General features: G+C 58.1%; 23 protein-coding genes and 1 tRNA gene. 14 read left to right on the top strand and 10 right to left on the bottom strand.

Annotation, left to right across the window (positions count from 1 at the left end; genetic code table 11):
* Window positions 1-50 precede the first annotated feature (50 nt).
* Entirely contained in the window at window positions 51-929 is an 879-nt protein-coding gene (locus tag ACR9ZJ_RS01380; RefSeq protein ID WP_481286608.1) for an ImmA/IrrE family metallo-endopeptidase, read from the bottom strand.
* A gap of 12 nt (window positions 930-941) precedes the next feature.
* On the bottom strand, window positions 942-1,310 hold the full coding sequence (locus ACR9ZJ_RS01375; RefSeq protein ID WP_481286607.1) for a helix-turn-helix domain-containing protein: 369 nt from the start codon (window positions 1,308-1,310) through the stop codon (window positions 942-944).
* Between the two features lie 292 nt (window positions 1,311-1,602).
* Between ACR9ZJ_RS01375 and ACR9ZJ_RS01370 the strand changes: the two genes are divergently transcribed.
* The 4 genes from ACR9ZJ_RS01370 (at window position 1,603) to ACR9ZJ_RS01355 (ending at window position 4,371) form a co-directional block, all read left to right on the top strand.
* Entirely contained in the window at window positions 1,603-2,355 is a 753-nt protein-coding gene (locus ACR9ZJ_RS01370; RefSeq protein WP_481286606.1) for a multiubiquitin domain-containing protein, read from the top strand.
* Window positions 2,330-3,526: a ThiF family adenylyltransferase gene (locus ACR9ZJ_RS01365; protein WP_481286605.1), complete on the top strand. Its 1,197-nt coding sequence runs from the start codon at window positions 2,330-2,332 to the stop codon at window positions 3,524-3,526. The genes ACR9ZJ_RS01370 and ACR9ZJ_RS01365 overlap by 26 nt, the downstream gene beginning before the upstream one ends.
* Entirely contained in the window at window positions 3,514-3,972 is a 459-nt protein-coding gene (locus ACR9ZJ_RS01360) for a ubiquitination-like system serine protease family protein (protein WP_481286604.1), read from the top strand. Before ACR9ZJ_RS01365 ends, ACR9ZJ_RS01360 begins: the two co-directional genes overlap by 13 nt.
* A gap of 141 nt (window positions 3,973-4,113) precedes the next feature.
* Window positions 4,114-4,371 carry a hypothetical protein gene (locus ACR9ZJ_RS01355; protein ID WP_481286603.1) on the top strand — a complete coding sequence of 86 codons (258 nt, stop codon included), beginning with the start codon at window positions 4,114-4,116 and terminating at the stop codon, window positions 4,369-4,371.
* 171 nt (window positions 4,372-4,542) lie between these two features.
* Here ACR9ZJ_RS01355 and ACR9ZJ_RS01350 read toward each other — a convergent pair whose 3' ends face one another.
* The gene (locus ACR9ZJ_RS01350; protein WP_481286602.1) at window positions 4,543-5,418 is read right to left on the bottom strand and encodes a LysR family transcriptional regulator; all 876 of its coding nucleotides are present in this window, start codon (window positions 5,416-5,418) and stop codon (window positions 4,543-4,545) included.
* A 327-nt stretch (window positions 5,419-5,745) separates the two neighbouring features.
* Between ACR9ZJ_RS01350 and ACR9ZJ_RS01345 the strand changes: the two genes are divergently transcribed.
* From ACR9ZJ_RS01345 to ACR9ZJ_RS01325, 5 genes are all read left to right on the top strand, one after another.
* The gene (locus ACR9ZJ_RS01345) at window positions 5,746-6,366 is read left to right on the top strand and encodes an NADPH-dependent FMN reductase (protein WP_481286601.1); all 621 of its coding nucleotides are present in this window, start codon (window positions 5,746-5,748) and stop codon (window positions 6,364-6,366) included.
* Window positions 6,367-6,438: 72 nt separating this feature from the next.
* On the top strand, window positions 6,439-7,353 hold the full coding sequence (locus ACR9ZJ_RS01340; RefSeq protein WP_481286600.1) for a pirin family protein: 915 nt from the start codon (window positions 6,439-6,441) through the stop codon (window positions 7,351-7,353).
* A 121-nt stretch (window positions 7,354-7,474) separates the two neighbouring features.
* On the top strand, window positions 7,475-8,089 hold the full coding sequence (locus ACR9ZJ_RS01335; RefSeq protein WP_481286599.1) for an NADPH-dependent F420 reductase: 615 nt from the start codon (window positions 7,475-7,477) through the stop codon (window positions 8,087-8,089).
* Window positions 8,090-8,179: 90 nt separating this feature from the next.
* Window positions 8,180-9,271 carry an alkene reductase gene (locus tag ACR9ZJ_RS01330; protein WP_481286598.1) on the top strand — a complete coding sequence of 364 codons (1,092 nt, stop codon included), beginning with the start codon at window positions 8,180-8,182 and terminating at the stop codon, window positions 9,269-9,271.
* On the top strand, window positions 9,268-9,618 hold the full coding sequence (locus tag ACR9ZJ_RS01325; protein ID WP_481286597.1) for a putative quinol monooxygenase: 351 nt from the start codon (window positions 9,268-9,270) through the stop codon (window positions 9,616-9,618). Before ACR9ZJ_RS01330 ends, ACR9ZJ_RS01325 begins: the two co-directional genes overlap by 4 nt.
* Window positions 9,619-9,936: 318 nt before the next feature.
* Here ACR9ZJ_RS01325 and ACR9ZJ_RS01320 read toward each other — a convergent pair whose 3' ends face one another.
* From ACR9ZJ_RS01320 to ACR9ZJ_RS01300, 5 genes are all read right to left on the bottom strand, one after another.
* On the bottom strand, window positions 9,937-10,434 hold the full coding sequence (locus ACR9ZJ_RS01320; RefSeq protein WP_481286596.1) for a recombinase family protein: 498 nt from the start codon (window positions 10,432-10,434) through the stop codon (window positions 9,937-9,939).
* Window positions 10,435-10,715: 281 nt separating this feature from the next.
* Window positions 10,716-11,993, bottom strand: coding sequence for a TniQ family protein (locus ACR9ZJ_RS01315; protein ID WP_481286660.1), 1,278 nt, complete (start codon window positions 11,991-11,993; stop codon window positions 10,716-10,718).
* Window positions 11,994-12,084: 91 nt separating this feature from the next.
* The gene (locus ACR9ZJ_RS01310; RefSeq protein ID WP_481286595.1) at window positions 12,085-13,158 is read right to left on the bottom strand and encodes an AAA family ATPase; all 1,074 of its coding nucleotides are present in this window, start codon (window positions 13,156-13,158) and stop codon (window positions 12,085-12,087) included.
* A complete protein-coding gene (locus ACR9ZJ_RS01305; protein WP_481286594.1) occupies window positions 13,148-15,589 on the bottom strand; it encodes a transposase family protein in 2,442 nt (813 codons plus the stop codon). Before ACR9ZJ_RS01305 ends, ACR9ZJ_RS01310 begins: the two co-directional genes overlap by 11 nt.
* 274 nt (window positions 15,590-15,863) lie before the next feature.
* Window positions 15,864-16,139 carry a hypothetical protein gene (locus tag ACR9ZJ_RS01300; RefSeq protein WP_481286593.1) on the bottom strand — a complete coding sequence of 92 codons (276 nt, stop codon included), beginning with the start codon at window positions 16,137-16,139 and terminating at the stop codon, window positions 15,864-15,866.
* Between the two features lie 323 nt (window positions 16,140-16,462).
* Here ACR9ZJ_RS01300 and ACR9ZJ_RS01295 point away from each other — a divergent pair, with 323 nt between their 5' ends.
* From ACR9ZJ_RS01295 to ACR9ZJ_RS01280, 4 genes are all read left to right on the top strand, one after another.
* Window positions 16,463-17,632, top strand: coding sequence for a TIR domain-containing protein (locus ACR9ZJ_RS01295; protein ID WP_481286592.1), 1,170 nt, complete (start codon window positions 16,463-16,465; stop codon window positions 17,630-17,632).
* A gap of 207 nt (window positions 17,633-17,839) precedes the next feature.
* A tRNA-Ile gene (locus tag ACR9ZJ_RS01290) sits at window positions 17,840-17,938 on the top strand.
* A 17-nt stretch (window positions 17,939-17,955) separates the two neighbouring features.
* Window positions 17,956-18,339: a hypothetical protein gene (locus ACR9ZJ_RS01285; RefSeq protein ID WP_481286591.1), complete on the top strand. Its 384-nt coding sequence runs from the start codon at window positions 17,956-17,958 to the stop codon at window positions 18,337-18,339.
* 110 nt (window positions 18,340-18,449) lie between these two features.
* Window positions 18,450-18,815 carry a hypothetical protein gene (locus ACR9ZJ_RS01280; RefSeq protein ID WP_481286590.1) on the top strand — a complete coding sequence of 122 codons (366 nt, stop codon included), beginning with the start codon at window positions 18,450-18,452 and terminating at the stop codon, window positions 18,813-18,815.
* Window positions 18,816-18,891: 76 nt separating this feature from the next.
* Here the strand turns inward: ACR9ZJ_RS01280 and ACR9ZJ_RS01275 are convergent, their stop codons facing one another.
* Entirely contained in the window at window positions 18,892-21,465 is a 2,574-nt protein-coding gene (locus ACR9ZJ_RS01275) for a hypothetical protein (RefSeq protein WP_481286589.1), read from the bottom strand.
* Between the two features lie 116 nt (window positions 21,466-21,581).
* Between ACR9ZJ_RS01275 and ACR9ZJ_RS01270 the strand changes: the two genes are divergently transcribed.
* A complete protein-coding gene (locus tag ACR9ZJ_RS01270) occupies window positions 21,582-22,652 on the top strand; it encodes a hypothetical protein (RefSeq protein WP_481286588.1) in 1,071 nt (356 codons plus the stop codon).
* 35 nt (window positions 22,653-22,687) lie between these two features.
* Here ACR9ZJ_RS01270 and ACR9ZJ_RS01265 read toward each other — a convergent pair whose 3' ends face one another.
* A complete protein-coding gene (locus tag ACR9ZJ_RS01265) occupies window positions 22,688-23,233 on the bottom strand; it encodes a hypothetical protein (protein WP_481286587.1) in 546 nt (181 codons plus the stop codon).
* Between the last annotated feature and the right edge of the window lie 47 nt (window positions 23,234-23,280).

The following is a 23,280-nucleotide window of genomic DNA, read 5'->3' as shown; positions in this document are numbered from 1 at the left end:
ATTGGGAACTCACGCCTGCCTCTATTGACACGAATCGGCGTGCAAACTAATCACCGCTTTCTCGGCTTCCATGTCAGTTCGCCTGTCAGCTCCGGTAGCAAGTCATCGTCTTCTTCCACCGAACGCACGCTTTCGACAGCCCGCGCCGGCTCCAGCGTTTCAAACGTGAGGAAGGAATAGGTTTGTTGCTTGGGTGCGTAGAACGATGCTTCCTCATAGACACTGAAGCGCCCAGCGGCATCCGAATGACTCCAGTCCGCACCCTCCGACTCGGCGGTAAGGATGGCGCCATCTTCCGCACTCATCACAGTCTCAGCCGCGCAACCGCGCGGTACACTTGTTCCTCGCAGTAGACGGACGCCGGCCGCGCGCAAGGCTGCAGATGGAAAGGCCAACTTGATCTGCCCTTGCTCAGCCAAGACGAATGCCACGAAGTCCGTGGATGCTTTGATGAACTGCGAGGCAACGCAGTGCTGGGAAGCACCAAAGGACCGGGCCAATTCAGCGACGATCTGCACTCCGAAAGGTTTCCCCTCAATCAGCGGTTTGATGACAGCAAACGGCACCAGACACTCGGAGGCGAATGCGTCACACGCCTTCTCTTCCGTTGGTCGCCCCGGTAAGGACGTCAGCGCCGAGTCGCTCGGCTCACTGGCCTGCCCATGCACCGACGGCAGGTTAAGGACGCCGTGGGCAATTTCGTGAAGGATGGTGAAGCGCTGCCGCATCAGCGGGTCTTTTTCGTTTACCCAGATGTACCGCTTTCCGCGGAGCACGCCAGTACTGCCGGCCTCCCCCTCGGGAAGCTCTACGAACTTCACCTCGAAGCCCGTGACCTGGGCTAACGCCATGACATCCACTGGTGCCGAGGTGACACCGTGAGCCTGTAGAAAGTGCCGTGCGCGAAGAACCGCCGTGTTCTCGTCCACGAGGAGCGTGCCCTAAAGCTCTTGAATCATGCGGATGCGTTTCATCCAGGCTTCTTCGGTCGTCGGCCGCTCACCGCGGAAACTTAAGCGCGCAACGTCGCGCAGGTCGTCCCAAGGGATCGTGCGATCCGACATCATGATCCGGTAAAGAGCGTCATCGACCGACTGCTCAGACAGCAGTTCCAAGACCTGCTGTTCGCGCTCATCCAAACGCAGCGCCGTGCCCAATCTCTGCCGCACCTCCGGGGAGGGCGACCCTCGGTCTCCCTTCTCCAACCTATATATGTAGGTGTGGTCCAGCTCCTCCGCCCTGTCCTTGAGCTCGCGCAGGCTCAGTTCTTCTCGGCTACGCATTGCCGCGAGGAAACCAGAAAGTTCCATAAACACCCCATGTTGATTTCTTTCAACACCCCAGATAAGCTGTTGCCTAATCAGGCAACACCCAAGATCTTGTGCCGCCGACCTAGTCGGTTTTTTTAAAACCCAAGTGTTGCCTGGAAAAGCAACGGCCGGAGTGCCGTTTTTTAAGGACCCTAGTGTTGCCTGATTCGGCAACAGGAGCAAGTGACGAGCACGAAGTCGACGTTCGAGCCTGGTTCTCACCGCCAGCTCGTTGCCACCCGACACAAGCCAAAGCCGCTCTAGGCCCCTTCCCCGATCGAGGACTACCCCGATGAATCAGCGTTTCGAAGACCACGTAGAAGATATTGCACAGGCCTCCCGCGAAAGCCGACCTCCCCGCGATCACGGTCCTTATGGCCTGTTGGTCGGCGACGGCGAACTGCACTTCCGCCCCGTCGTAGTGGCTGATCCGGTTCCGACCGGCGAACAGATCCTGGCGGCGGCCGAACTGCGGCCCACGCGCGAGTACTTGCTGTTTCAGGTACTGACGAACGGAACGATCCGGGAGGTAAGGCCTGAGGACCTCGTCGACCTGCGGGCTCCCGGCCTGGAAAAGTTCCTGGCCTATTACGGCGACCGCATCTACCGCTTGACCCTGGATGATCGCTCCGTCGACTGGGGCAGCCGCTGGATCACGGGGCGGGTGCTGAAGACCCTCGCCGGGATCAATCCCGATGACATGGACGTCGTCCTCCTTCACCCGCAAGGCCAGAACCGCGTGGTGGGCGACGACGATCGCGTGGACCTTTCCGAACCTGGTGTGGAGCGGTTCGAGACAGTGCGGGTCAGCATCGAAATCTTCGTCAACACCGTCTCGCACACGGTCCATCAGAGGGCCATGGACTACTGGGGCATCGTCCGCCTCGAGTACCCGCAGGCCAACCCCTGCAATGAGCTGGAGTCCTACACGGTTACCTACGCCATGGGACCAAAACAGAACCCGAGTGGCACCTTGGTCAAGGGCCAGTCCGTCCACCTCAAACAGGGTATGGAATTCGATGTCTTCCTCACTGATCGTTCGTAGTCCTGATCTGCTGCGCCTGCGGAATGAGGGCTTTCATCTCGTCCCGCGAGGAGGCTACCTGCTCGTCCACGACGTGCCGTACGTCAACACGGATCGCGGTGTGGAGCGCGGAACGCTTGCCTTCCGCTTGGACTTGACCGGCGACATCGCCGTCAAGCCCCAGGAGCACACGGCCTATTTCATCGGCAAATGTCCCTGCGATTCGCAGGGACATCCCTTGTCCGCCATCATCAACAACAGCACGACCACGGTGGTGAACGACATCACCGTGAACCACTATCTCTCCGCAAAACCTCGGACGGCTGACCACCTCTATCAGTCCTACTATGAAAAGGTCACCAAGTACGTGGCGCAGCTCGAAGGACATGCCCAGCACCTTTTGCCAGGCATCAGTGCACGTACGTTTCCGCTCGTCTTGGCCGACGGCGACAAGTCCGTGTTCGCATACGAAGACACCGCGTCTACGCGAGCCCACATTGGCGTACCCACCGACCGCCTGAAGACGCAACGCATCGCGATTGTTGGCCTGGGCGGCACCGGTGCCTATGTGCTCGACCTCGTGGCGAAAACGCCCGTCGCCGAGATCGATCTCTGGGATGGCGATGTCCTCCAGCAGCACAACGCGTTTCGCTATCCAGGTGCGGTATCTCTCGAGACCCTTCGTGCGACGCCGACCAAAGTCGGGTATCTGGCCGGCGTCTACCAGGCCATGCACCGGCACATCATCCCGCACGCGGAAATGATCACTGCGGACAACGCCCGTCTCCTTCGTGACTTCGACTACGTGTTCGCCTGCGTCGACCGAGCCGACGCCCGACGCCTTATCCTCAATGCGCTCGAGGGGTCGTCGGCCACGCTCATCGATGTCGGCATGGGTGTCCGCATGAACGCCGCGCAGGCGCTTCTCGGGCAGTGCCGTGTCACCGTCGTCGATCCAGGACGCGATCCCGTGGCCATGGCCACACTGCCGCTGGCCGGCCATGACGACGACAATCTCTACGCCACAAATATCCAGGTCGCCGACCTCAACGCCTTGAGCGCCGTCATGGCGGTAGAGACGTGGAAAAAGCGATCTAGGTTCTACGCGTCCAGATCCACCAGCTCACTAACCGTGTATGCAACCTCCAACAGCACCATGGCTGCCAGCGAGGTCACCCCATGCCCCGTCTGAGTCGTGTTGAACACCGATTCGTGGATAGCTTTCCAGCGCCCCTGGAAGGGGGCGTTCTCTATGTCTCGCTGCGATTCCGCACGGCCGCCCACCTCTGTGCCTGCGGATGCGGAAACAAGGTCGTCACGCCCCTTTCGCCGGCGGGTTGGTCGATACGTTTCGATGGCGAGGCGATTACTATCGAACCCTCGATAGGTAATGGCCGCCTTCCATGTCGGTCACACTATTTCATTAGGGAAAACCGAATCCTTTGGTCTTATAAAATGACGAATGAGCTGACGGCCAAAGCGCAGAAGAGCGATGACGCTGCTCGCTTGCGGCATTACGGGACTAAATTCAATCCGGACTCAATTCAAGACCCAAATGCCGCACCACTTTCATGCTTCCCTGTGCCGCAACCCCCAAAACCACCACTATGGAAGCGACTACGAGGCTTTTTGCAGTAGCCGCGCACATGAGCGATCAGACGACAGATGCTTCTCACGAATATCCAATTCGCGTCCGCTAAGTTGACCACCTCTCCCTTAACGTGCGCCGGGTATATCACGACAGAGGTCCGCTGAGAGAAGATCTAAGCTCGGGAGGTCATGTCCAAAGGTGTCCTGCCCGCTCACTTCCGTGTCAAAGTGGTTTCGGCTTGCCGCCCCCTGATCGAGAAACTCGAATTCAACCTTTCTAGTCATTCGAGACAACACGTACTCAGTGAAAAGGTGTTGAAGGGTGTTCAGCTCGGCCGAAGCGGCAACGACGAGCCCGAAGCAATTGGGGCACGCATCATAGAGATCGCGAAGTGTGTCGTTAGTTTGCAGCGATTCCTTAGCCGGCTGTCGACCAAGGTCATCTAATTCGTCGATAGGAAGGTAGACCGCTGGCGCGAATCGCTCCTTCGCGTCGCCTATCCATCGAAGATTGGCCAGACCGGACAAACTTTGATTGGCCGCGACGGTCCAGCATAGTTTGTCCTATAAGCCTTATGAAGATCAGGTTATGAATTCAGCCTTACGTGGACGCGGTCGTCATACCGCCTCGCTTGAGGCAAACCATTCGACCATCAGATCGATAAACACTCTCACTTTCCTGGGCGTGTGCTGACTTTGCGGTCGTACCACAAAAATCCCGACGTCTGGCAGTGTGTACCTTGCCATGATCGGCACCAGCCTGCCGTCCTGGACATAGGGATCTGCGATCATGGCCCCCATTGCCACGATGCCTAAGCCCGCTGCAGCCGCCTCCGTCAGGACGTATGCATTGTCTGCCATAAAGCGTCCCTGGGGGTTTACCGTGAAGCTCTGGCTCCCGTCACTGAAGACCCAGCTATTCGTGCCGGCGGTGATGGCGGCATGCTTCAATATGTCACCCGGGTAGTCAGGCGCACCATTTTTCTCAATATAGTCGGGGCTGGCGTAGAGCCGCATAGGCAGTGACCCGATTTTCCGTGCGATAAGGGCCGAATCAGGCATGTAGCCGACGCGGATGGCGCAGTCAAAACCCTCGGCGACGAGATCGACATACTGATCCGAAAACCGCGTGTGAATATTCAACGCTGGATGCCGGCGGGCAAAGTCCGCGAGCACCGATGCGAAATATGTCCCTACAGAAGCTGGCCCGGCGATCCGGAGCAATCCCCGGATATCACCGTTAGGAGACATTTCATCGCGCGCTGCGTCGATCTTTGCGCAGATGTCTGCCGCCTGGTCCCGGAACGATATGCCCGCTTCAGTCAGGACTGCGCCGCGAGTGGTCCGCGAAATTAACTCAGCCCCGAGTTCCTCCTCGAGCTTCAGTAGACGTCGACTCACGATCGACTTTGCAAGGCCAAGGCGGCGGGCCGCGGAATTTATGCCACCGGCATCGGCCACCTCGACGAACGTTCTCAGATCCTCAATATCCACCCTTCTACCTCGTCTTCGTAACAGCGTCCGGGGCCGGCTGGTGTTCCCGCTTCTGGAACGAAAGGTAGCATTTCATCAACCAGTTGGGATCCCGGACGGCTTAGAAGGTCAAATACCCCTTCCAGGGGCGTCAGGAACCCGCATTTTGTGGAGATTTCGATGGCCTGTGGGGAAAAAGGAGCTCCTGCCTGTTCAAAGTGTTCCTAAAAATGCACCCCCGCAGACCGATCCTGCTATCTAGTGGAGGCCCTTCCGCTGCGTCAAATTGACTTCGCCAAGAACGAGATTGCCCGAGCAGTCTTCCCCAAATGAGCGAAGGAACTTCCGATGTCGACTACCACCGCCAAGCCTAAGATCGCCCTCATTATCGGATCGACGCGCGCGGCGCGCTTTGCCGATATTCCCGCGCAATGGATGCTCAAGCAGGCCCAGGCCCGCGACGACATGGATGTTCAGATGCTTGACCTGCGCGACTTCAATCTGCCTTTCTTCGACGAGGTTGCGTCGAGCGCCTGGGTACCGAGCCAGAGTGCGGAAGCAGCGCGCTGGCAGCAGACGCTCGCCGGCTTCGACGGCTTCATCTTCGTCGTCGCCGAATACAACCATTCGCTTACCGCGTCGCTTAAGAACGCGCTCGATCATGCCTACAAGGAGTGGAGCCATAAGCCTTTCACTGCGATCGGCTACGGCGGCGTTGGCGCGGCCCGCGCCATCGAGCACCTGCGTCTGATCGGCATCGAAATGCACATGGTCTCGACCCATGCGGCCGTGCATATCGGTGGCAGCGACTTCTTCACGATCTTCCCGGCCGTCGGCAATCAGCCGATCGAGACGATCGAACAGAACCTGCTCCCTGCGGCCGCCGCCGCGCTCGATGAATTGGTTTGGTGGGCCAAGGCGACCATGGCCGCTCGCGCCGAGACGGCGGCCCGTACCGAAGCGGTCTGACAGCCTCGCTTCGATCTTAATTGCAACCAAATGGCGGCGCGGAAGTTGACTGCTGCCCGAAGGAGAGAGCCCGTGTCCATCGTCGACGTCAACCGCGACAGCAAAGTCAGCACTACCGGCACGATAGCTGGCCGCGACGTCATCTACCGCACGCGTGGTCGTGGTCATGGCGAGGTGTTCCGACTCATGAGCCCAAGCGGTCTGGGTGAACAACTCAAGCCCTTTGTGTTTCTCGACAGCTTCGGCGGCGTGATGAGCGAATTCGCCGCCGCAGGAGGCATGCACCCTCATTCCGGCATCGGCACGGTCACCGTCTTCACCCGAGGTGACGTGCATTTCGACGATCCCGAAGCGGGCTCGGGCTATATTGGTTACGGCGGCGTTGAATGGATGCGCGCTGGGGCAGGTGTCTGGCACGGCAAGGAACTGTCTTCCGGCAAGTCCGAACGGATCCACGGCTTCCAGCTCTGGCTGGCATTGCCCGCCGCGCTGGAACTCGCTCCGGTCGATAGCCAGTATGTCGAGGCCTCTGACATGCATCAGGTCGGCCCGGCATACGTCATCATCGGGACGCATGGCGGCGTCACCAGCCCAGTGAGAGCTCCGGCCGGCGTGAACTATCTCCTTGTGACGCTCGCGCCCGGTCAGCGCTGGGATTACACGCCTCCCGCCGGACATACTGTCGGTTGGCTTGCCCTCTCCAAGGGAAGTCTATCCGGTTCTACCAAGGCCTCGAACGGCGAGCTGCTCGTCTTCTCGGAAGACGATGGCACGATTGCCCTGCAAGGCGGCCCCGAAGGTGCGACGTTCGTTCTCGGCTCAGCCATACCGCATCCGCACGATCTGCACCTCGGCTATTACTCGGTGCACGCGACCGCCAGAGGGCTGGTGACCGGCGAGCGCAACATCGCCGCGCTCAAGGAACAGCTTTTCTCGCTCGGAAACCGCCAACGCTCGTCGGGATCCACTCCGATCTACCGGGGCTGATTCCGACTTGTTGTCGTTGGATGGGACTTCCTTTGTCTAGCCACAGCTACAACCGCAACCGCAACCCGCCTCCGTCCGGGTCGTGGTCGGCGCTTCTCGTGAATGAATCTGGAGACCATACATGCCTTCAATAGGAATTATTGGAACCGGAATGATCGGCGGCGCGATCGCCAAGCGTTTCGGCGCCAGAGGTATTGCAGCGACCATCGCCAACAGTCGGGGCCCGGAAACGCTCGCCGCTCTTGTCGCCAAAGCGGGGGCCTCGATCACGGCAGGCACCCGCGAGCAAGCGGCCGCCAAGGATATCGTGTTCGTATCGGTGAACTGGCCCAAGCTGCAGGGCGCACTAGCCGGGCTCGACTGGAAGGGCCGAATCCTGATCGACACCAACAACAACATGCAGAAACCTCCGTTGCCGCCCATCGATATCGCCGGGCGTGCATCCACCTCGATCGTCCAGGAATGGGCGCCTGGGGCGCGCGTGGTGAAGGCATTCAACCATCACTTTTTCATGAATCTGGAGAAATCGCCCGATGCCGATGGAGGGCGGCGCGTGCTGTTCTACGCAGGCGACGACGAGGATGCGAAGGCCGTGGTTGCGAAGCTGATCGATCAGCTCGGTTTCTTTGGACTGGACCTGGGCGACGTGGAGCATGGCAGCCGTCTTTTCCAGTCCCCCGGTGGTCCGCTGATTGCCCATGATTTCGTCAAGATCGACAGCCCGCTGCCGTCGTGACGTGACCATCGCTGCTGCACGGCACACCCAGTTCTCGCCTCCCACGTAGGAGACGCTGGGTTCCTTCAACACGAGACAGTGGAACTACGAATGACCGATATCCATTCGCCCTTTACGCTTGGAAGGATCAATCTTCAGAACCGCTTCGTAATGGCACCGATGACGCGCGCCCGCGCGAACGAAGATGGTACTCCGGGGCCTCTGGCGGCTGAATATTATGGACAGCGCGCCAGCGTAGGCCTGACGGTCACAGAAGGAACGCAACCATCGGAGGATGGGCAGGGTTATCCGTTGACGCCAGGCATCTACACCGATGCCCATGTGGCAGGTTGGCGCGAGGTCAATGAGGCGATCCACGCGCAGGGAGGTCACATCTTCTATCAGCTCATGCACGCGGGGCGCATGTCGCATCCCGACAACACGCCGCATCACCGGCAGGGCGTCGCGCCTTCCGCGATCGCGCCGGGTGAAAAGATCTACACGTTGGGAGGGATGAAGGACATTCCGGTTCCCCGTGCATTGACGACCGAGGAGGTGTCGGCGACGGTTAAGGACTACGCTTATGCTGCACGGCGCGTGATCGAGTCCGGCGCCGATGGCGTCGAAATCCACGGCGTCGCCTACCTTGTCCACCAGTTCCTCGCGATCAGCTCCAACCAACGCACCGATCGCTACGGCGGCTCGATGGCGAACCGGGCACGATTTGCCACCGAGGTCGCGCAGGCCATTATCGCCGAGATCGGCGCCGACCGGACCGGCATCCGCCTCTCACCCGGTTTCACCGGTTTCGGCCTGGACGTCGGCCCGGAAGGACCGGATCTGTTCCGCTACCTTGTGGGCGAGCTGGACAAGCTCGGCCTCGCCTACATTCACATCGTCCATTATGGCGCGGACGACATCTTGCACGACTTCCGTAAGATCTGGCATCAGGCGATCATCCTCAACCGCCCTGGGCGCGCTCGCGAAGATATCGGGAAGGATATCGCGTCGGGTCTCGCCGATCTGGAATCCTACGGGATGCACGTCCTGGCAAATCCGGACTTCATTGACCGTCTCGCTGCGAATGCACCACTCAATACTGCTGACCATAGCGTCTTCTTCGGGCACCAGCCCGAAGGACCCGCTGCTGGATATACCGACTTCCCCACGCTAAAAGCCGAGCAGGAAGGAGTTCAAGCATGAGTCGGTTTCAGGCGGTGGTCCGTTTTGACATTCACGCTGGCATGCGCGAGGAATTCAAGCGTATCGCCGAGAACATGGTTCGGCTGACGCGCGAGAAAGACACCGGTACAGTCCGACTCGACATTTTCGTCAGCGATGATGGCTCCAAGGCGGTCTTCTACGAGGAATTCGTAAGCTCAGAAGCACGACTCGAGCACCTTGAGAATATGGGAAGCAATGTAGATGCCATGCTCGCGCTCGGAACTATGCGAGCGGAAGTGTGGACACACGCCGATCCGGTGCTACTTGCTTCTGTCCAAGGATATGATGTTAGTTTCTACACGCCGTTTCTTCGCCTCGCGCCTTAAGTTGAAGTGAAAGTGCAAGTGGAAGATGGCCACCGCGCGGCAGTCGACACAACCGCACCTACCGCGCCAAAGTTTGGGCAGGCGGTTTTGTCGACCCCTTCGCAATCGTTGCGTTCGAGCTCGCATCCGCCCGATGCTCGCACGATTGCGACGCTTTACTCACTTCGTCACGTCTAGGGGGCGTGACTGGAGCAATAAGTGCTGACGAACGCCCCGTGGGACGCGCGTCGGTCTCTGACGATTATTCGTTTTTAGCTAGTCGCCGAACTGACCGCGACTATGTCGCCATTCGTAGAAGTGTGTTGCGCTGATCGGTCGCTACCTACACCTGTCCACACGTCGCGCTGGCCATCGATAATAACCTGAACGGTGCCGGCGTCCGGCGACTTCAGGGTTAAGCCGTGCCGGCAAGTTGCGTGGGAACGGATGGCGGTCTTCGCTGGCTCCTGACGTCCAGCCGTGCCAAGGAGGGGACAACTTGCCAGACGTCCGTCGAGGTTTGGCCGCGCCCATCTCGCATAGTTTGGCTATTCTCACCAACGTAACGTCAAGCACGAGCACCGCTTTGAACTCAACGGAATCGGATTGCACATCCTCAAGCAGCCGTTGTAGCGCACGTCGCCCTTCCAGGCGGACGCCACTACGGCCTTCGTCGGAATACCTCCGAATCACTTCCATTCCGTTCGCAGTCGCATACTGAGCAATCGCGGCCGCCTGGTTCGCTGCCGAATAGATCTGTTTCTCAGTTGACATTCGCAAGTACTGCGCTACAGCAATATGCGCACGGTGCGCTTCCCGCGGAAATGAATCGATCATCTTAGAGTCCTCTAACGGCCCTGCCTGAATCGACCCTACGCCGCTTTTCTCCGATACTGAACGGATAGCTGCCACGCGCCTCGGTGGTCGCACGACACGCGTTGCCGTTCTTACCGAATAGAGATTGGCCGCCGAATCGGCCGGTGGACGAGAGCCGTGAAGGGCGTCGCGCATACAAATCGCGTCTCTAAGGCCCGCCTCGTGCCCGTACCGAGCACATCAGAGAGTCAATTTTGACTTAAAGACACAGGTCGGAAGTTGCCGCCCTTCGGCCAGCGTGCTCATGTGCGCTCTTTCCTTAGCTGATTGAGAGCCAATCTCGCCCGCCTCTTGCCACAGCCGCAGTATCTGGCAGTTGCCATGACGATGCTTTTTTGGTGCGGAAATTCTGCGGAGGGATAGCGCTGAAGCGCGGCTGTGAGAAAGATCTTTATTCTCGTGGCCTCATTGCGCTCGCATTCTTCAAACTCACGATGCCAGCGGTTTCTGTACTGGTATGTGAGGCCGGGAAATCTATAGCGTAGGTATCCATCCGAAATGCCAAGCTCGCGCAATATAACGGGGTAAGGCGTAATCCTGTCGTGGCTAGGCCTCTTGAGTTCTCGGCGTATGCGCTCCGAAACGTGATAATGAAACGATGGCTCTCGTCTATGCGGGCTGCTGTTCGGAGGAATAAGAGGCGGCACGAGCTGTCCTGCAGAGCGCGCCGCTTCGACTGGTGACGTCAGGATATCGATGGCTCGCACTCCCGCGGCAGCGCATTGGCGAAGCAGCGAGGGAAAATTGGGGTGCCTCTGGTTTCGAAGGCTTACCATGGTTGTGTACTCGATTCGCGCTGCTTCACGATATGGTGGCGGAGCGGAATCCTTTGGATAAAGTCCAAGCCGCTTCATCTCGGTGCAAAAGTTCCAGCAAGCCTCATCGACGGATCTGATGAGCTGACCTGTCGCAATAGAACTCACTAGCTCAATGCAATCTCGTTCACCAAACGTGGGCCGATCCCGAATCTTCCAGAGTTTGGTGGGCGTATCCAAGTCCGAGCCGCAGCGAAAGCATTGAGTTAGCGCACCGCTACGCGGCCATTGAGTCTGCGGCGAGCCACATGCCGAGCAGGATGAGACCAGTTCTGTGTGGTGAATTGGGCACCGCTCAATCAAAGCGAGCGACCAAGAAAGTCGATCGTAGACGGTCGACCCTGATGACACATGCTCGTGGAGGCATGTCGGGCACCATGCCCTGCCTCGACGTGTGAGGGCGGTTGTCCGCATTGAGATAGCCGGCGCAATCGCCAGGAGCGTAGTCCGTTCGATATGTCTACTTCCGGTCGCCTGCGTGAGCGCGCGCACATACAGCTTCAGCGTTGGCTGGACCCCGCATAGCGCAACAGATGATTGATAGAGACGATCCGAAGGAAGCTTAGAGCCGTCGCCAAATCTGCCCCACCACTGTGCAAGATGAGTACAGAATTGCTGGATACTTACGCCGTGCACTGCAGCCAGTCGGGCCAAGTAAGATGGGAATGACTCTATTTCTTCGGAGTCAAGCCCCTGGGGTGTCAATCGGAAGTAGTCGGCCAAGGCTCGGACTCCGTATTGTCAGTGCCGCGCTCTCAGGGATGGGGAGCCTTGCCGTCGCGTTCTCGGAAGACACTCAATCGCCCTGGTAGATTTCTATTCCCTTTATCTCTATACGCTGGGGCAAGCTCTCGAACGCCCGGCGCTTCTCTTTAGGATCGGCGGGACTGTCTGGGTTAGCTCGAGCCTGCGCGCCGCCTTCTGCAGAGGATGCCCGGACTTCGGCGGTAGGCCCGTCGTTGCTCAAAGAGTCCCCGCCCCTACGTATATCCTCGTATATGAGCTTTTGTTCGTGAATTGGGGGCGCACATCGTCGTATCACATCTGCGGTGATCGGGACGCCCAAGCATTCCGTAGATTGCCTACAGGTCCATAGCCATTTTTCAAGCAGCCCAATGGTTCCGTTCGAGGCGAGCAGAAGCGGCTCAGCCATATCTACGAGAAGCGTAAGCGGTTTGAGCTGTAGGTAACTGCTAAAGGAGTTGAGAATTCTCATCCACTCGGTCACATGTGTCGCCGATGTCGTGTAACGACCCATGTCATATACCGTCGTACGTCCGGCGAAATGGGGATGATCGAAGAGGCCCATGTAGGCGAGTTCGTAACCTCCGCACAACAGTAGCGTTCTATCGATCGCAGCCACGGACTTCAGGGACTCAAGGATATACCCGCGAAATGCTGATCTCTTGCTTCTTGTAAGAAGGTGAGCCTCGTCGATCGCGATGCAATTTGTCGCTCGCGCAGTCAGGGCGGCATTCATTGCGATACGAAGCGAAGCTTCATCCCGGCCCCTACTTGGGAGATAGTGGTCGAGTTCATCCATATCGCCGATGTGCATGTAAACGGGGTGGCGAAGTGCCTTCAGGATCATGACATCAAGCCATTTCCCCTTGACTCGCCCTTCCTCGACGGTCTCGATTTGTACCGACACCAGTGGGATTCTTCCGTCGGTCTCAGTTTCGGCGTTGTCAGTCATGGATTTGAGTATCCGTCGGAAGATAAGTGACTTTCCGGCCTGTGTCGGGCCCACCATGGCGATGACTTGGCCCGGGTGCGCGCTCGCACACATCGCGCCAAATATCGTCCTAGCCTGATTGAACAGAAGGTGGTCAATCGGCCTATCGGTGATCTTGAGGAAGTTAGAATTCATCGAGCTCCTCCAGCGGCGCTTCGTCAGAAGATGCACTTCTCCTGGCGTGGTCGAAGGCATTACCTGTTGGTGTATCAGGACGGGAAGTGATGTCGGGAGTAGCCGGCCGCTTGGCTATCTGATCGAGACTCTTCCTCACGATGGATGCCGCCTCCGCATCCAGCTGCACTTGAATTTCCCTCCGCAATGCGCGCAGCTCATGGCGCTCACGTGCTTCTTCTACCAGTCGGCGATCTGAGGCGGCTGCGTTGTAACTTGTTGACGTATTTCTGCAGATGAGCCATTTCTCGTCGATGCACACATAAATTAATGATGAGTCAAACGGTTCGAGCCGGACCTGCATGTCCTTCTTGAAGCCGTAGTACCTAAGGAGTGCGGGATTGGTGTACCACTGCCCGTCCACGTGGATGCCTCTCCCACGGAAAAGCGTGTACCCGGCTTGAGGCGCATCGATAGACGTGGAAATCATGAATGGAAGGTCCCATGGGATGGCGACCCCTGATGAAGGGAACGTAGCCGTGCTTGCCATTCGCATGTCTGTCCTTGTCTTGACTGTGCTCGACGAGCGCTTTGAAAAGTTGTATCCCTGGAAGGCATACCGTTCGAGGATTTCAAAGGCAGAGGATGTCGTCAGAGTCGCAGTTCGATGCGCCTTGTGCGACCCCGATACCGCGCGGGCCTGTTCGATGCTGAGGCCAAACCCGGGTAATCCGCGCGCGAACTTTTCTTTGAGATGACCGAAGAGACGTTCGACCTCCTTTCCGAAACGAGGGTCTTCAGGCGGACGTTCGCACCGAATGACCCCAAACGTTGCAAGCATGACCGCAAAGTGGACACTCCTGAACTCAGATCCCCCGTCGACAACCAGCATTTCAGGAAGCCTCCCGTGCCTTCGCACGCAGTCGCGAATGACCATTGAGCACGATTTCTTGCTGGGAGCTGCCAGCGACATCCATAGCGCAAGAATCTCTCCGGTAAACGAGTCGACCATGGCGGTCACCCAAGGTCGGGCGGTAAGCTTTTTCCCTTTTAGATGACCGATGACCACGAACAGGTCTGCTTTCCAGTGATCTATATGCGCTGTCTCAAATGCGCGAGTGGCGATGATGGTCTTAGATATAGGGTCAAAGACATCGGCTTGAGCGTTCTGAAGCCTTCGGCCTCCCCTCTCTAACGCATCACTGTCGGTGTGTTGGGCTTTTTCCCACATTCGATAGTAAGTCGCGCGAGACACGGGGCGTTCGTGGTAAAGCTCAGTAGCGGCGCCAAATGCGCCATGCGAAGCCTGGTAGCTTTGGTAGCAGGCATAGACCGTGGGACAACTCGTATCTCGCCGCCCCTCCCTGATGCTACCGATGATTGCGGAGAGGTGAGTCGCTCCGATTCGTGCTTCGTTGTTGCCGCACACATCCCACTTGGGCTTGAGACATCGGATATCACCGCCGCCGTCTCTTAAGAGTTTCCGATATCGACGCACGGTGCGGGCGGACACCTCCTTGCCGCGACGGCCGATCCTAGTTGCACCGTCTATGATCGCCATCCGAATAGCAACGTCGGCAAGATACTTTCCGCCAAGTACGTCGCTCGTCGTCAGTGTGGACTGATCACGAAGAATCTGAGTGAGGTGCTTGTCCGATTGCTGAATTATGTCAACGTCGCTTTGAGAGGACGAAAGCCATACGTTTTCGATGTCGGACAAAATTGTCTGGTCAAGGGATGCGAAGATGAGTTCTTGATCGATCAGTTGGAGAATGGCGGTAGCGTCGCTGCATCCGAGCCGTTCTAGCAATTCGCTACCTCGGATTGCGTACTCCGATGCCACGATTCCGTGGACGATATGGCGCATTTTTCGAAGCTGCTTAGTGTCAGTCTGGCGACGCGAGGCTTGGAGCAACCTGAGATTGTCTCCACGGACTGAACTAAGTTGGCTAATCGGTACGACTATGTGCTTGATGCCGAGTTCAGAAAAATGATGTTCCGCGGGCAAGTAGTGGTATCCGTCGACGTCCCGACGCCAATCTGAAGGCCGTTCGTCACTGAGTCTTTCGAGCTCGAAGTCGGCCTTCACTTCGTAGACTGCGACCTGGTTACCATCGACTACGAGGTAGTCGGCGGTATATGAAATGCGGGTTCGACGACCCGCTCGATCAGTGATTTGCAATGGAACACGTGTCGGCTGATCATAGGCAGCGCATATGTCGTTTCGACCGTTGAGCTGAACGAGAAAAAAGAACTCTCCCGACAGGGACTCCGCTTGAAGGGAGACTCCCAACGCGGGCATCGGCACGTGGAGTATCAGATTGCGGCGCCGCCTGCGCCCGACTTTCCTGTCCGGGGGCGAATCCGATACGCGCAGTACGTAGTTGACTCCGGCCTCGGTCAGGCCACGGGAGCGGAGTTCGTCCGCGCTCACACAGTTAGAAGCCGTCATTTGGGCACCTCCGCAGCGCAGAATGCGCAGTCCAGGACAGCCGCTGGATGGACGGAATTTGACCTCCGGCTGCGTCCGGGCACGAGCGCAAGCTGCAGTTTCGTTTCTGCGTGCCGACGGGGAGAACGCGCCCGACCCGGCTGCAGCGGGTACTTGAAATCTGCTGGATGGAGGGTTTAGAGTGAGCTCACAACGCTCCCAAGCGCTAAGCTCAAGCATTTCCCGGCCCGCAAAGCCGGGTTTTGCTTTTCTAGCCCTCAGAAATCGGACTAGGTCATGACTCCTCCTTGGCCACCAGACCTGACTGGGTTCGACTAGTGGGGGGCGACGATATCCCTGTCGCAGCGACATCGAGCCATTTGGCAATAGCCGAGGTCTCGGCGAACCAGCCCTTCCGGTGCGGAATCCGGAACATATGAATGGGCAGCAGGCCCCTGCCTCTCGCTTTTGCCAGCGCGTCCGTGTTCTTGAAGCCAAGAAGGTGCGCGGCATCGGCAGAACTGACCACTACGCCAAACTCGCGTATCAGAAGCGTTTCCAGTGGCTGCATTGGGCCCACGGATAGTCCTGCCTTGTCCTGCTAAGGCTTAAAGCTAGGCCTGTTCGAATCGTTTGGCAAGCGGCTGTTTTTGAAGTAAAAATAGGGCCGTTCGTTACTGTAACGGAAGTCAACCGGGCGAACTATCTAGCTACCCGGACCGCATGCCGGCGGTGGACAGGTGGCTTATTGATTGCCGCCATCCGCATCTGGGCTGGGTGTTGCATTGGATGTTGGCGCGACCGTTGTGGGGGTGCCAGATCTATATTTACACCGCAAATATAATCTAGTCTGCCGATTGGGCACGTTCCAACACAGAACGCTAAGGAGTAGCAATGGGTAAGGCAACCAAGAAGGCGACACCGGCAAATAAGGCGACACCTGCCAAGAAGGTGGTGAAACCCCGTTCTTACATGTCCCAAGAAGACATCCCGGCGTACGACCTGGATGAGGCACTCTTAGTGGCCAAGGCGTTGCTTCAAGAGTACGGCGGGCACGCAGCCGCGCCACTCGACGTTGCGGCAGCAATGGATCTCACTCCTACTAGTGGTAAGTTTCGAATGTTGTGCGGCGCATCCATCGCTTACGGCCTGACAACCGGTGGCTACAACGCTGCCCAGATCGCACCAACCAACCTCGCAACCCAGATCGTAGAACCTCAAGATGAAGGGGCCGATCTAGCAGGTAAGCGCGAAGCACTCATGAAGCCGCGAATTCTTAGGGAGTTCCTTTCGAAATACTCGGGCTCTCCGATGCCGCGCGAGGACATCGGCATGAACGTCCTAAAGGGAATGGGAGTGCCGGCCGATCGGACAAAGCAGGTTCTAGACATGGTCATCAAGGGAGCCGACTCAGTCGGCTTTCTTCAGACGATCAAGGATCGGAAATACGTCAATCTCGGCGGAACCAAGCCCGCAGCGCCCACCGGATCTCAGGAGATCGAGGAGAGCTCAGTCGAGCCTCCACACGCTGAAATTAAGGATCTAGTGCGGATTGTCTCGGAGCCGGAGCCTGCGGAAGTCATGCATGAATCGAGACGTTCCGCGACGCATAACGATTCCAGGTTGCGTCGGGTTTTTATCACGCATGGGAAAAATACTGCGTTCATCGAACCGATCAAGGAGCTCTTGGGCTTCGGTGAGTTGATCCCTGTCGTATCGATCCAAAAGGAGTCGGTCGCGCAGCCCGTACCTGATAAGGTAATGAACGACATGCGGGGCTGCGGAGCAGCGATCATTCATGTCGATGGTGAGCTGACTCTTCTTGATGCCGACGCTCGAGAGCACACGGTAATTAACTCGAACGTACTGATCGAGATCGGGGCCGCGATGGCACTATACGGAAGGCGTTTCATTCTTCTTGTCCGCGACGGCGTAAAGCTTCCATCCAACTTGCAGGGGCTTTATGAGGTCCGATATCAAGGCGATGCGCTGGATGGCGCGGTTACGATACGGCTGTTGAAGGCGATTAACGAGATGAAAGCTGTATCTCTGCCAATGGATTAGATTTGTGTTCGATTTACATTGGGCGCAAGCGAGGAGCGGCGGAATCGGGCTGGGGATATCAGCCCGATTCCCCGGTACGGAAGAGGTCCCATATCCATTCACGCTGATGTGTCGGCCTTCTGATAAGCTGTTCCCATGCCATCTATCAACCTCTGGTCTCTGCGAATATCGCGAAACCGCGAGTGAGCTTAGCTCCCCGTGAGTTTCGCCCCCGTGGCCGAGAGGTTAGGCGTCCGGTTTATACCCGGATAAAGGCAGTGGCCAGATAAGCCGCGCATGCAGGTTCGAGTCCTGCCGGGGGCACCAGCTTTCAGGTGCCCAAGATGAATTCTCAGAACGCGCTCGCCCTCTATCAGCAGTTCCCTTCGCTGTATGGCTCTGTTCGGGTGGATCCGACGGATCCGTCCAGTCCGCGAATCGAGCCTGTCCTATTTTTTGAGTGTGGTGACGGATGGTTTGAGCTGATTCGTCGCCTCAGCTCTAGTTTGTGTGTTCTCACGGGCCTTTCAGGCGACGATATCCTGGTCGTCCAAGTGAAAGAGAAGTACGGCCGTCTCCGCGTTTACGTCGACGGTGGGAATGAGGCAACTGAACACCTCATTGATGCTGCGGAGAAAGAGTCGGAGTACATCTGCGACCTTTGCGGTGCCACGGGATCGATCTCCGTCGCCGGATGGCGCTCGACACGCTGCACGAAACACCGCTGAGCGTTGTGAGTTCGGATCGACCGGCTGTAGCCATTAGGTCGAGCCGCGCATCGATCCTGTCTCATCGCGATCGACCGGCCTCTATCGCGCCAAGTTCGAAAGGAGTCATGATGTCCGATCAACACTTGCCGTCTGCAATCGGGTGGGAGCTAACGGATCCTTTAGAGAAAGCGGTCTGGGGAACCACGTTTGCAATGAGGCTGGCCCAATTTAGTCCGGAAGAGGCGGCGGCCATTGCGAACGAGGCGGTCAGGTCAGCCTCGTTTCTCGTGCCGGGGCGGAGCGGACCAATCGATCCGGCTTTGCGCGCCGCTCACTCAGCGATCGAAATCAGAAGGAGTGACTTCGAGGTATGGTTCCGGGTCGAACGTCAGCTACAAGCCGGCCGTTGGCATCAATACAGCACAACCGTGACCAAGCAAGAGATCGACGAGGCATTCGAGCGCTATTCGAGAGGGAGATCCGACTTTTACTAGGTTGCCATATTGCACACTTCGACGTAATAGCCGGTAAGGCAGGAGATGAGCGATGTTTACATGCCAGCTGCCGCTGTCACATGAAGAACCACGGGTCATTGCTGATGTCATTTTCCTCGTCCAAGGTCCACAACTGAGGTTCAACTCCGGTCCCTTCCAGCGCCTGGGAGAACTCCTCGAACTTAGCGTCGAGACTAGGTGACCTTGGTCCCATGACAGCGATGAGAGCGACATCTGGGCGCAGTCTGGCCAGGTTTTCAGCGACGCGGCCCGGATTCACAAACACTCGCTCCGACTGCTTAGCCTCGCACATGATCACCTTGCCCTGATGGACGATCGTTAGATCAATGTCTGTGGTGACCCTGCGCTGCTCGTAGGCCTCCTGGTCGAAGAAAATGTTGAGGGGACCTTCGAACCAAAAGGAATCTCGAAAGGTTTTCTGGCATCTGCCAAGCACCCAGAACAAGGGGCCGGTGCCATGGCGTTGTAATGCGTCTCGGATGAAGCCATTCAATCGAAACTGCCACGGCCGTTCGACAGGCGGCAACGCAATCTCGTGGCAAACCTGACACGGCATTTTTGACTTGAGGTCCACTATGCCGATCCAGTTCTTATGAAGACACTTGGGGCACTTCAACTCGTATCCCTGGTGAAATACTTCAATTTCACACATGCGTCGCAGGCAATCACTAAGTTCTTTCCTGTAGTGCTTCCGTTTCTCCTCATCGGTCTCGGCTTGTTTTTCATCGGCGTGCTGATTGGCCGCCATGAAGCCAGTCACAAAGGTTTCGAAGTCGTCGCTGATATGGCCCCACGATCGATTACCAATGGTGACCTTTTCTTCATGAACTATCTGAACGACGATGTTCGCTAGGGAAGCTCGGTAGTCTGGCGTGTTCGGATCTATGCCGCGTAGTCGCCCTTCGATGGTTTGGAGCACTCGTTCGTGGCGAGCCACGGCCCGCCTGTCGGTAGCTCCAAGTTTCTCCAACTGGTCCCGCCAAAAGGCATGAAGCAGCACGGATGCTGCGGCGCGCACAGACCCGAAGAGCTGGAAAGTTCCGTAAAAGTGCTGTCCGGCGTCCGACCGATCGGCGTAATAGCTAAGCTGGGTGGGAGCGCGCTCCCGATCGCGCCGATGGAATGGCGGCCAGTCCCGGCCCCTATGGAGCGCGCTGCGAATGGCATCCGAATCGCTGGGCAGATTGATCGGCGGCAACTCGTGCTCTGGCAATGTAAAAACGGTCAGAAAGTCCCCTCTGGACACCCGTGGCCCCACAAAAGGGCCGTGGGGAGTAGTGATCTGGTAGTGATCGCAAAACGCTATTGCCACACGGAGGCGCCTGGGCAGACGCCACCGGTGCCGAACATTGTCATAGGGTGAGTGGTTGATCGCCCGCTCGATGTCCAGATCTACAGCCCATGCGCCTGAGTCCGGTGACAGTGCTTCAGGTGGAAGCACGCGTAGGTGGTCGGGGCGCGGCGAGCCGAGGCGCAGGGTATGCCCGGTGCTATAGCTCTCCTTCCAAGGGTTTGAAGATGAATACGACCGATTCAGCGCTAGGCCAGCGTATTCCAGCGTGCGGGGACCCGGAACGCAGCCGTCCAGAGATGCGACTTGCTCGCACGCCACGACCTGTCCCCGAATGGAACCCGCCAGTGCCGCCCTGAGTGGCTCAAGCTGATCTTGGGTCAGACTGACCGAGCGCAGAGTGATTCGAGACACGCTGTTGTTGTGGCCATCGTCCACCGAATTACGGCGTTGGAGTAGCTCGGCCAGCGCCGCAACGAAGTCGGCATCGTTGAACCGCTCTGCCGGGACGCACATATCCACCATCTGCCCATCCCGCCATGCCGGGATAAAGAAACGGGCATTCCAATACATGATGCGGTCGGCGACTGTATCGCCAACGACCAAGTTGAAGGATCTTCCCCAGCGCTGATCTTCGAGGCCCAAGCGGGGCGCGGCCAACGCTGAGAGTTGTGTGAGGCCGACATCTCGTGGCGATGCGGCGATTGCCCGAAGAAGAGCCTTGATATCAGGCACCACTTCTTCGCTCTGGACAACATAGGGTGCACGGGGCTGAAGCTCTTGATCAGCGATAACAATCAGCGACGATCCGAAGGGCGCTAACCGGCTTCGCAGTGCGTTTCTCAACGCAAAGTCCGAGCCGAAGCTATCTCGAATCGACCGATCCGATTCTGAGCTCCCCATCGCGCTGACCACTCGGCTCCCGCGGACGGCGTTGAACATGGTTGGTATGCCAGCCAGCGGAAGCACTGTGGCAACGCTAAGGGGCTTGAACGGAAGCTCAGGCCGGAATCTGGCATTTTGGTCGTCGCCCTCATCCGGGTGACGGATCAGATGGGATGGATAGAGATCCTCATGAATCGCGAGCTGTTGCTCAGGGGTAAGGTCCACATAGGAGTAGATGACGTCTGGATCGTAGGCTTTGAGCCATGCCGCATACGACACGGCAGGCCCCGCCTCATCGCACGGCACGATCAGGGAAAAACGACCGGCCCAAAGGGCTAGAGTCGACTCGAAGACGGCATCTATGATCCTTTGGCCGCGATCATCTGTGGGGACGAAGAAGGCGATGCGAACGGGCCTTGCTCGGGCCAAGGTTTGGATCGTCGTAGTGTCCATGGTGTGGCTCCCCTGGGCCTGATGCTCGGATTCGGTGCCGCGGCTGGGGATCAGGCGGTAACGCCGGCATCCAGCCGGCCACGATGATAGCCTTGCGCTGGGATCAGGAGGGGCATATGAAGCTCAGGCGAGAAGCAAGGACTCTCAAAAGCAAATCGCTGGCATCTCTTCGGCGGGGGCTTGAGGCGTTCAACAGCCACGATGATCAAGGACGCCCCGAGGCCGTTCTTCTTTACCTTCAACATGCGTGCGAGATGCTGATGAAGGCCCTTCTTGTCCAGAAGGGCCAAGCGGTCTTTGTAAAAGAGCAGGGCACATCGATCGGCCTAGAAAAAGCATTGAACATTGCTCAGTCCAAGGCATGGATCACGCAACCGCAGGCTGGATCTATCCGCGTGATCGATGCCATGCGCGACCAAGCCCAGCATTGGATGATCGTGGTTCCTGAGGATGCCCTCTACATCAACGCCCGCGCGTTGATCACGACCATCGACGAAGTTCTCCAGGGGCATTTTGAAGATACCTTGGCCGATAATCTGCCTCTTCGGGTGCTGCCCCTCTCCACGGGCCCGATTCCATCGTTCGATATGCTGATCAATCGGGAATATGACCAAATCAGAGACCTCCTCGCCCCGAAAAAGCGGGCAAGAGACGAAGCACGAGGCCGCATGAGCGCGCTCCTCGCGATGGAGGCCCATGTCAGTGACGATGTATCGGTCTCCGAGCGCGACCTGGACCGCATCGAAAGAGCGGTTCGCGATGGGGCGCCGATCGACCAAGTGTTTCCACGCTTGATGACCCTGTCAACCGATGTGGTGGGTGAAGGTCCGACTGTCCGCGTGCGCATTGTGAAGAACGCCGACGCGCCCGCCGTGCGCTATGTATCCGGCGACGACCCGACTGCCGCTGCAGCGATTCGAGAACTGGATCTCCAGAAGAAATACCACTTGAGCCCGCAGCAGCTTGCCGATCAGTTGCAGCTGAGCACCAGTAAAGCTAAGGCGCTGCGCGGACATCTCGGGATTGATGATGATGCCCGTTATGTCCATGTTTTCGAGTTCGGAAGCCAGAAGCACCCGCGCTATTCAGACAACGCCATGCGAGCACTTAAGGAAGCCTATACGCCTGCGCTGATGGAGCAAGCCTGGGCAGCGAGGCCCAGGCCGAAGGCCAGGGGCGCCAATTGAGGTCGACTCGATTTAGCTCGTATCCTGGGTCGAAATCAGCCGAGCCGGACCGCCTCGACGGGATCCATCCCTGCGGCTACGCGCTCACGCACCCGAGCGATCTGGGCGAGGGTCTTGGCAGGATCTATCCGCAGGCCAGCGCCAATCAGTTGGCCGTTCCGACGGTGCTCAAAAGCGCCGTCGTCCGTTCGGGTCACGGTGATGGCGCTGTCCGGTATGAACTCGAAGTGCGTGCCACCGACATGCGGCATAGGAGTGATGCACAGGTAGTCGTCACCCGAGGCGATCACCGTGTGAAGGACGAAGGTGCCGCCCCCATCGCTGAGCCAGCCGGAGCAAACACGCGTGGCACCGGACGGGTCGTGCTCGGCATACCAATGGCAGTTGTCGTGGCACAACCGCGGCTTCATTCGCATCTGCGCGAGGCGCTCAGGCGGAACCCGGGACACGAGGACGACTGGGAGCTTCTCGACCTCACAGACCATCGCCGCCTCCCATTCTGAAGGGGGATGGCTCCAATCATCGAAGACACGGAGCAGGCTGTCCCGCTCACGCTGCTGGCGCACCTTCGCTTGTCCCATCACTTGCTCCGATAGTCTGCCTCCCGGATGTCCGCACCGGAAAACTT

The organism is Luteibacter sp. KNZ12-1A, from assembly GCF_056755675.1.
This window is presented reverse-complemented; position numbering and strand designations above follow the sequence as displayed.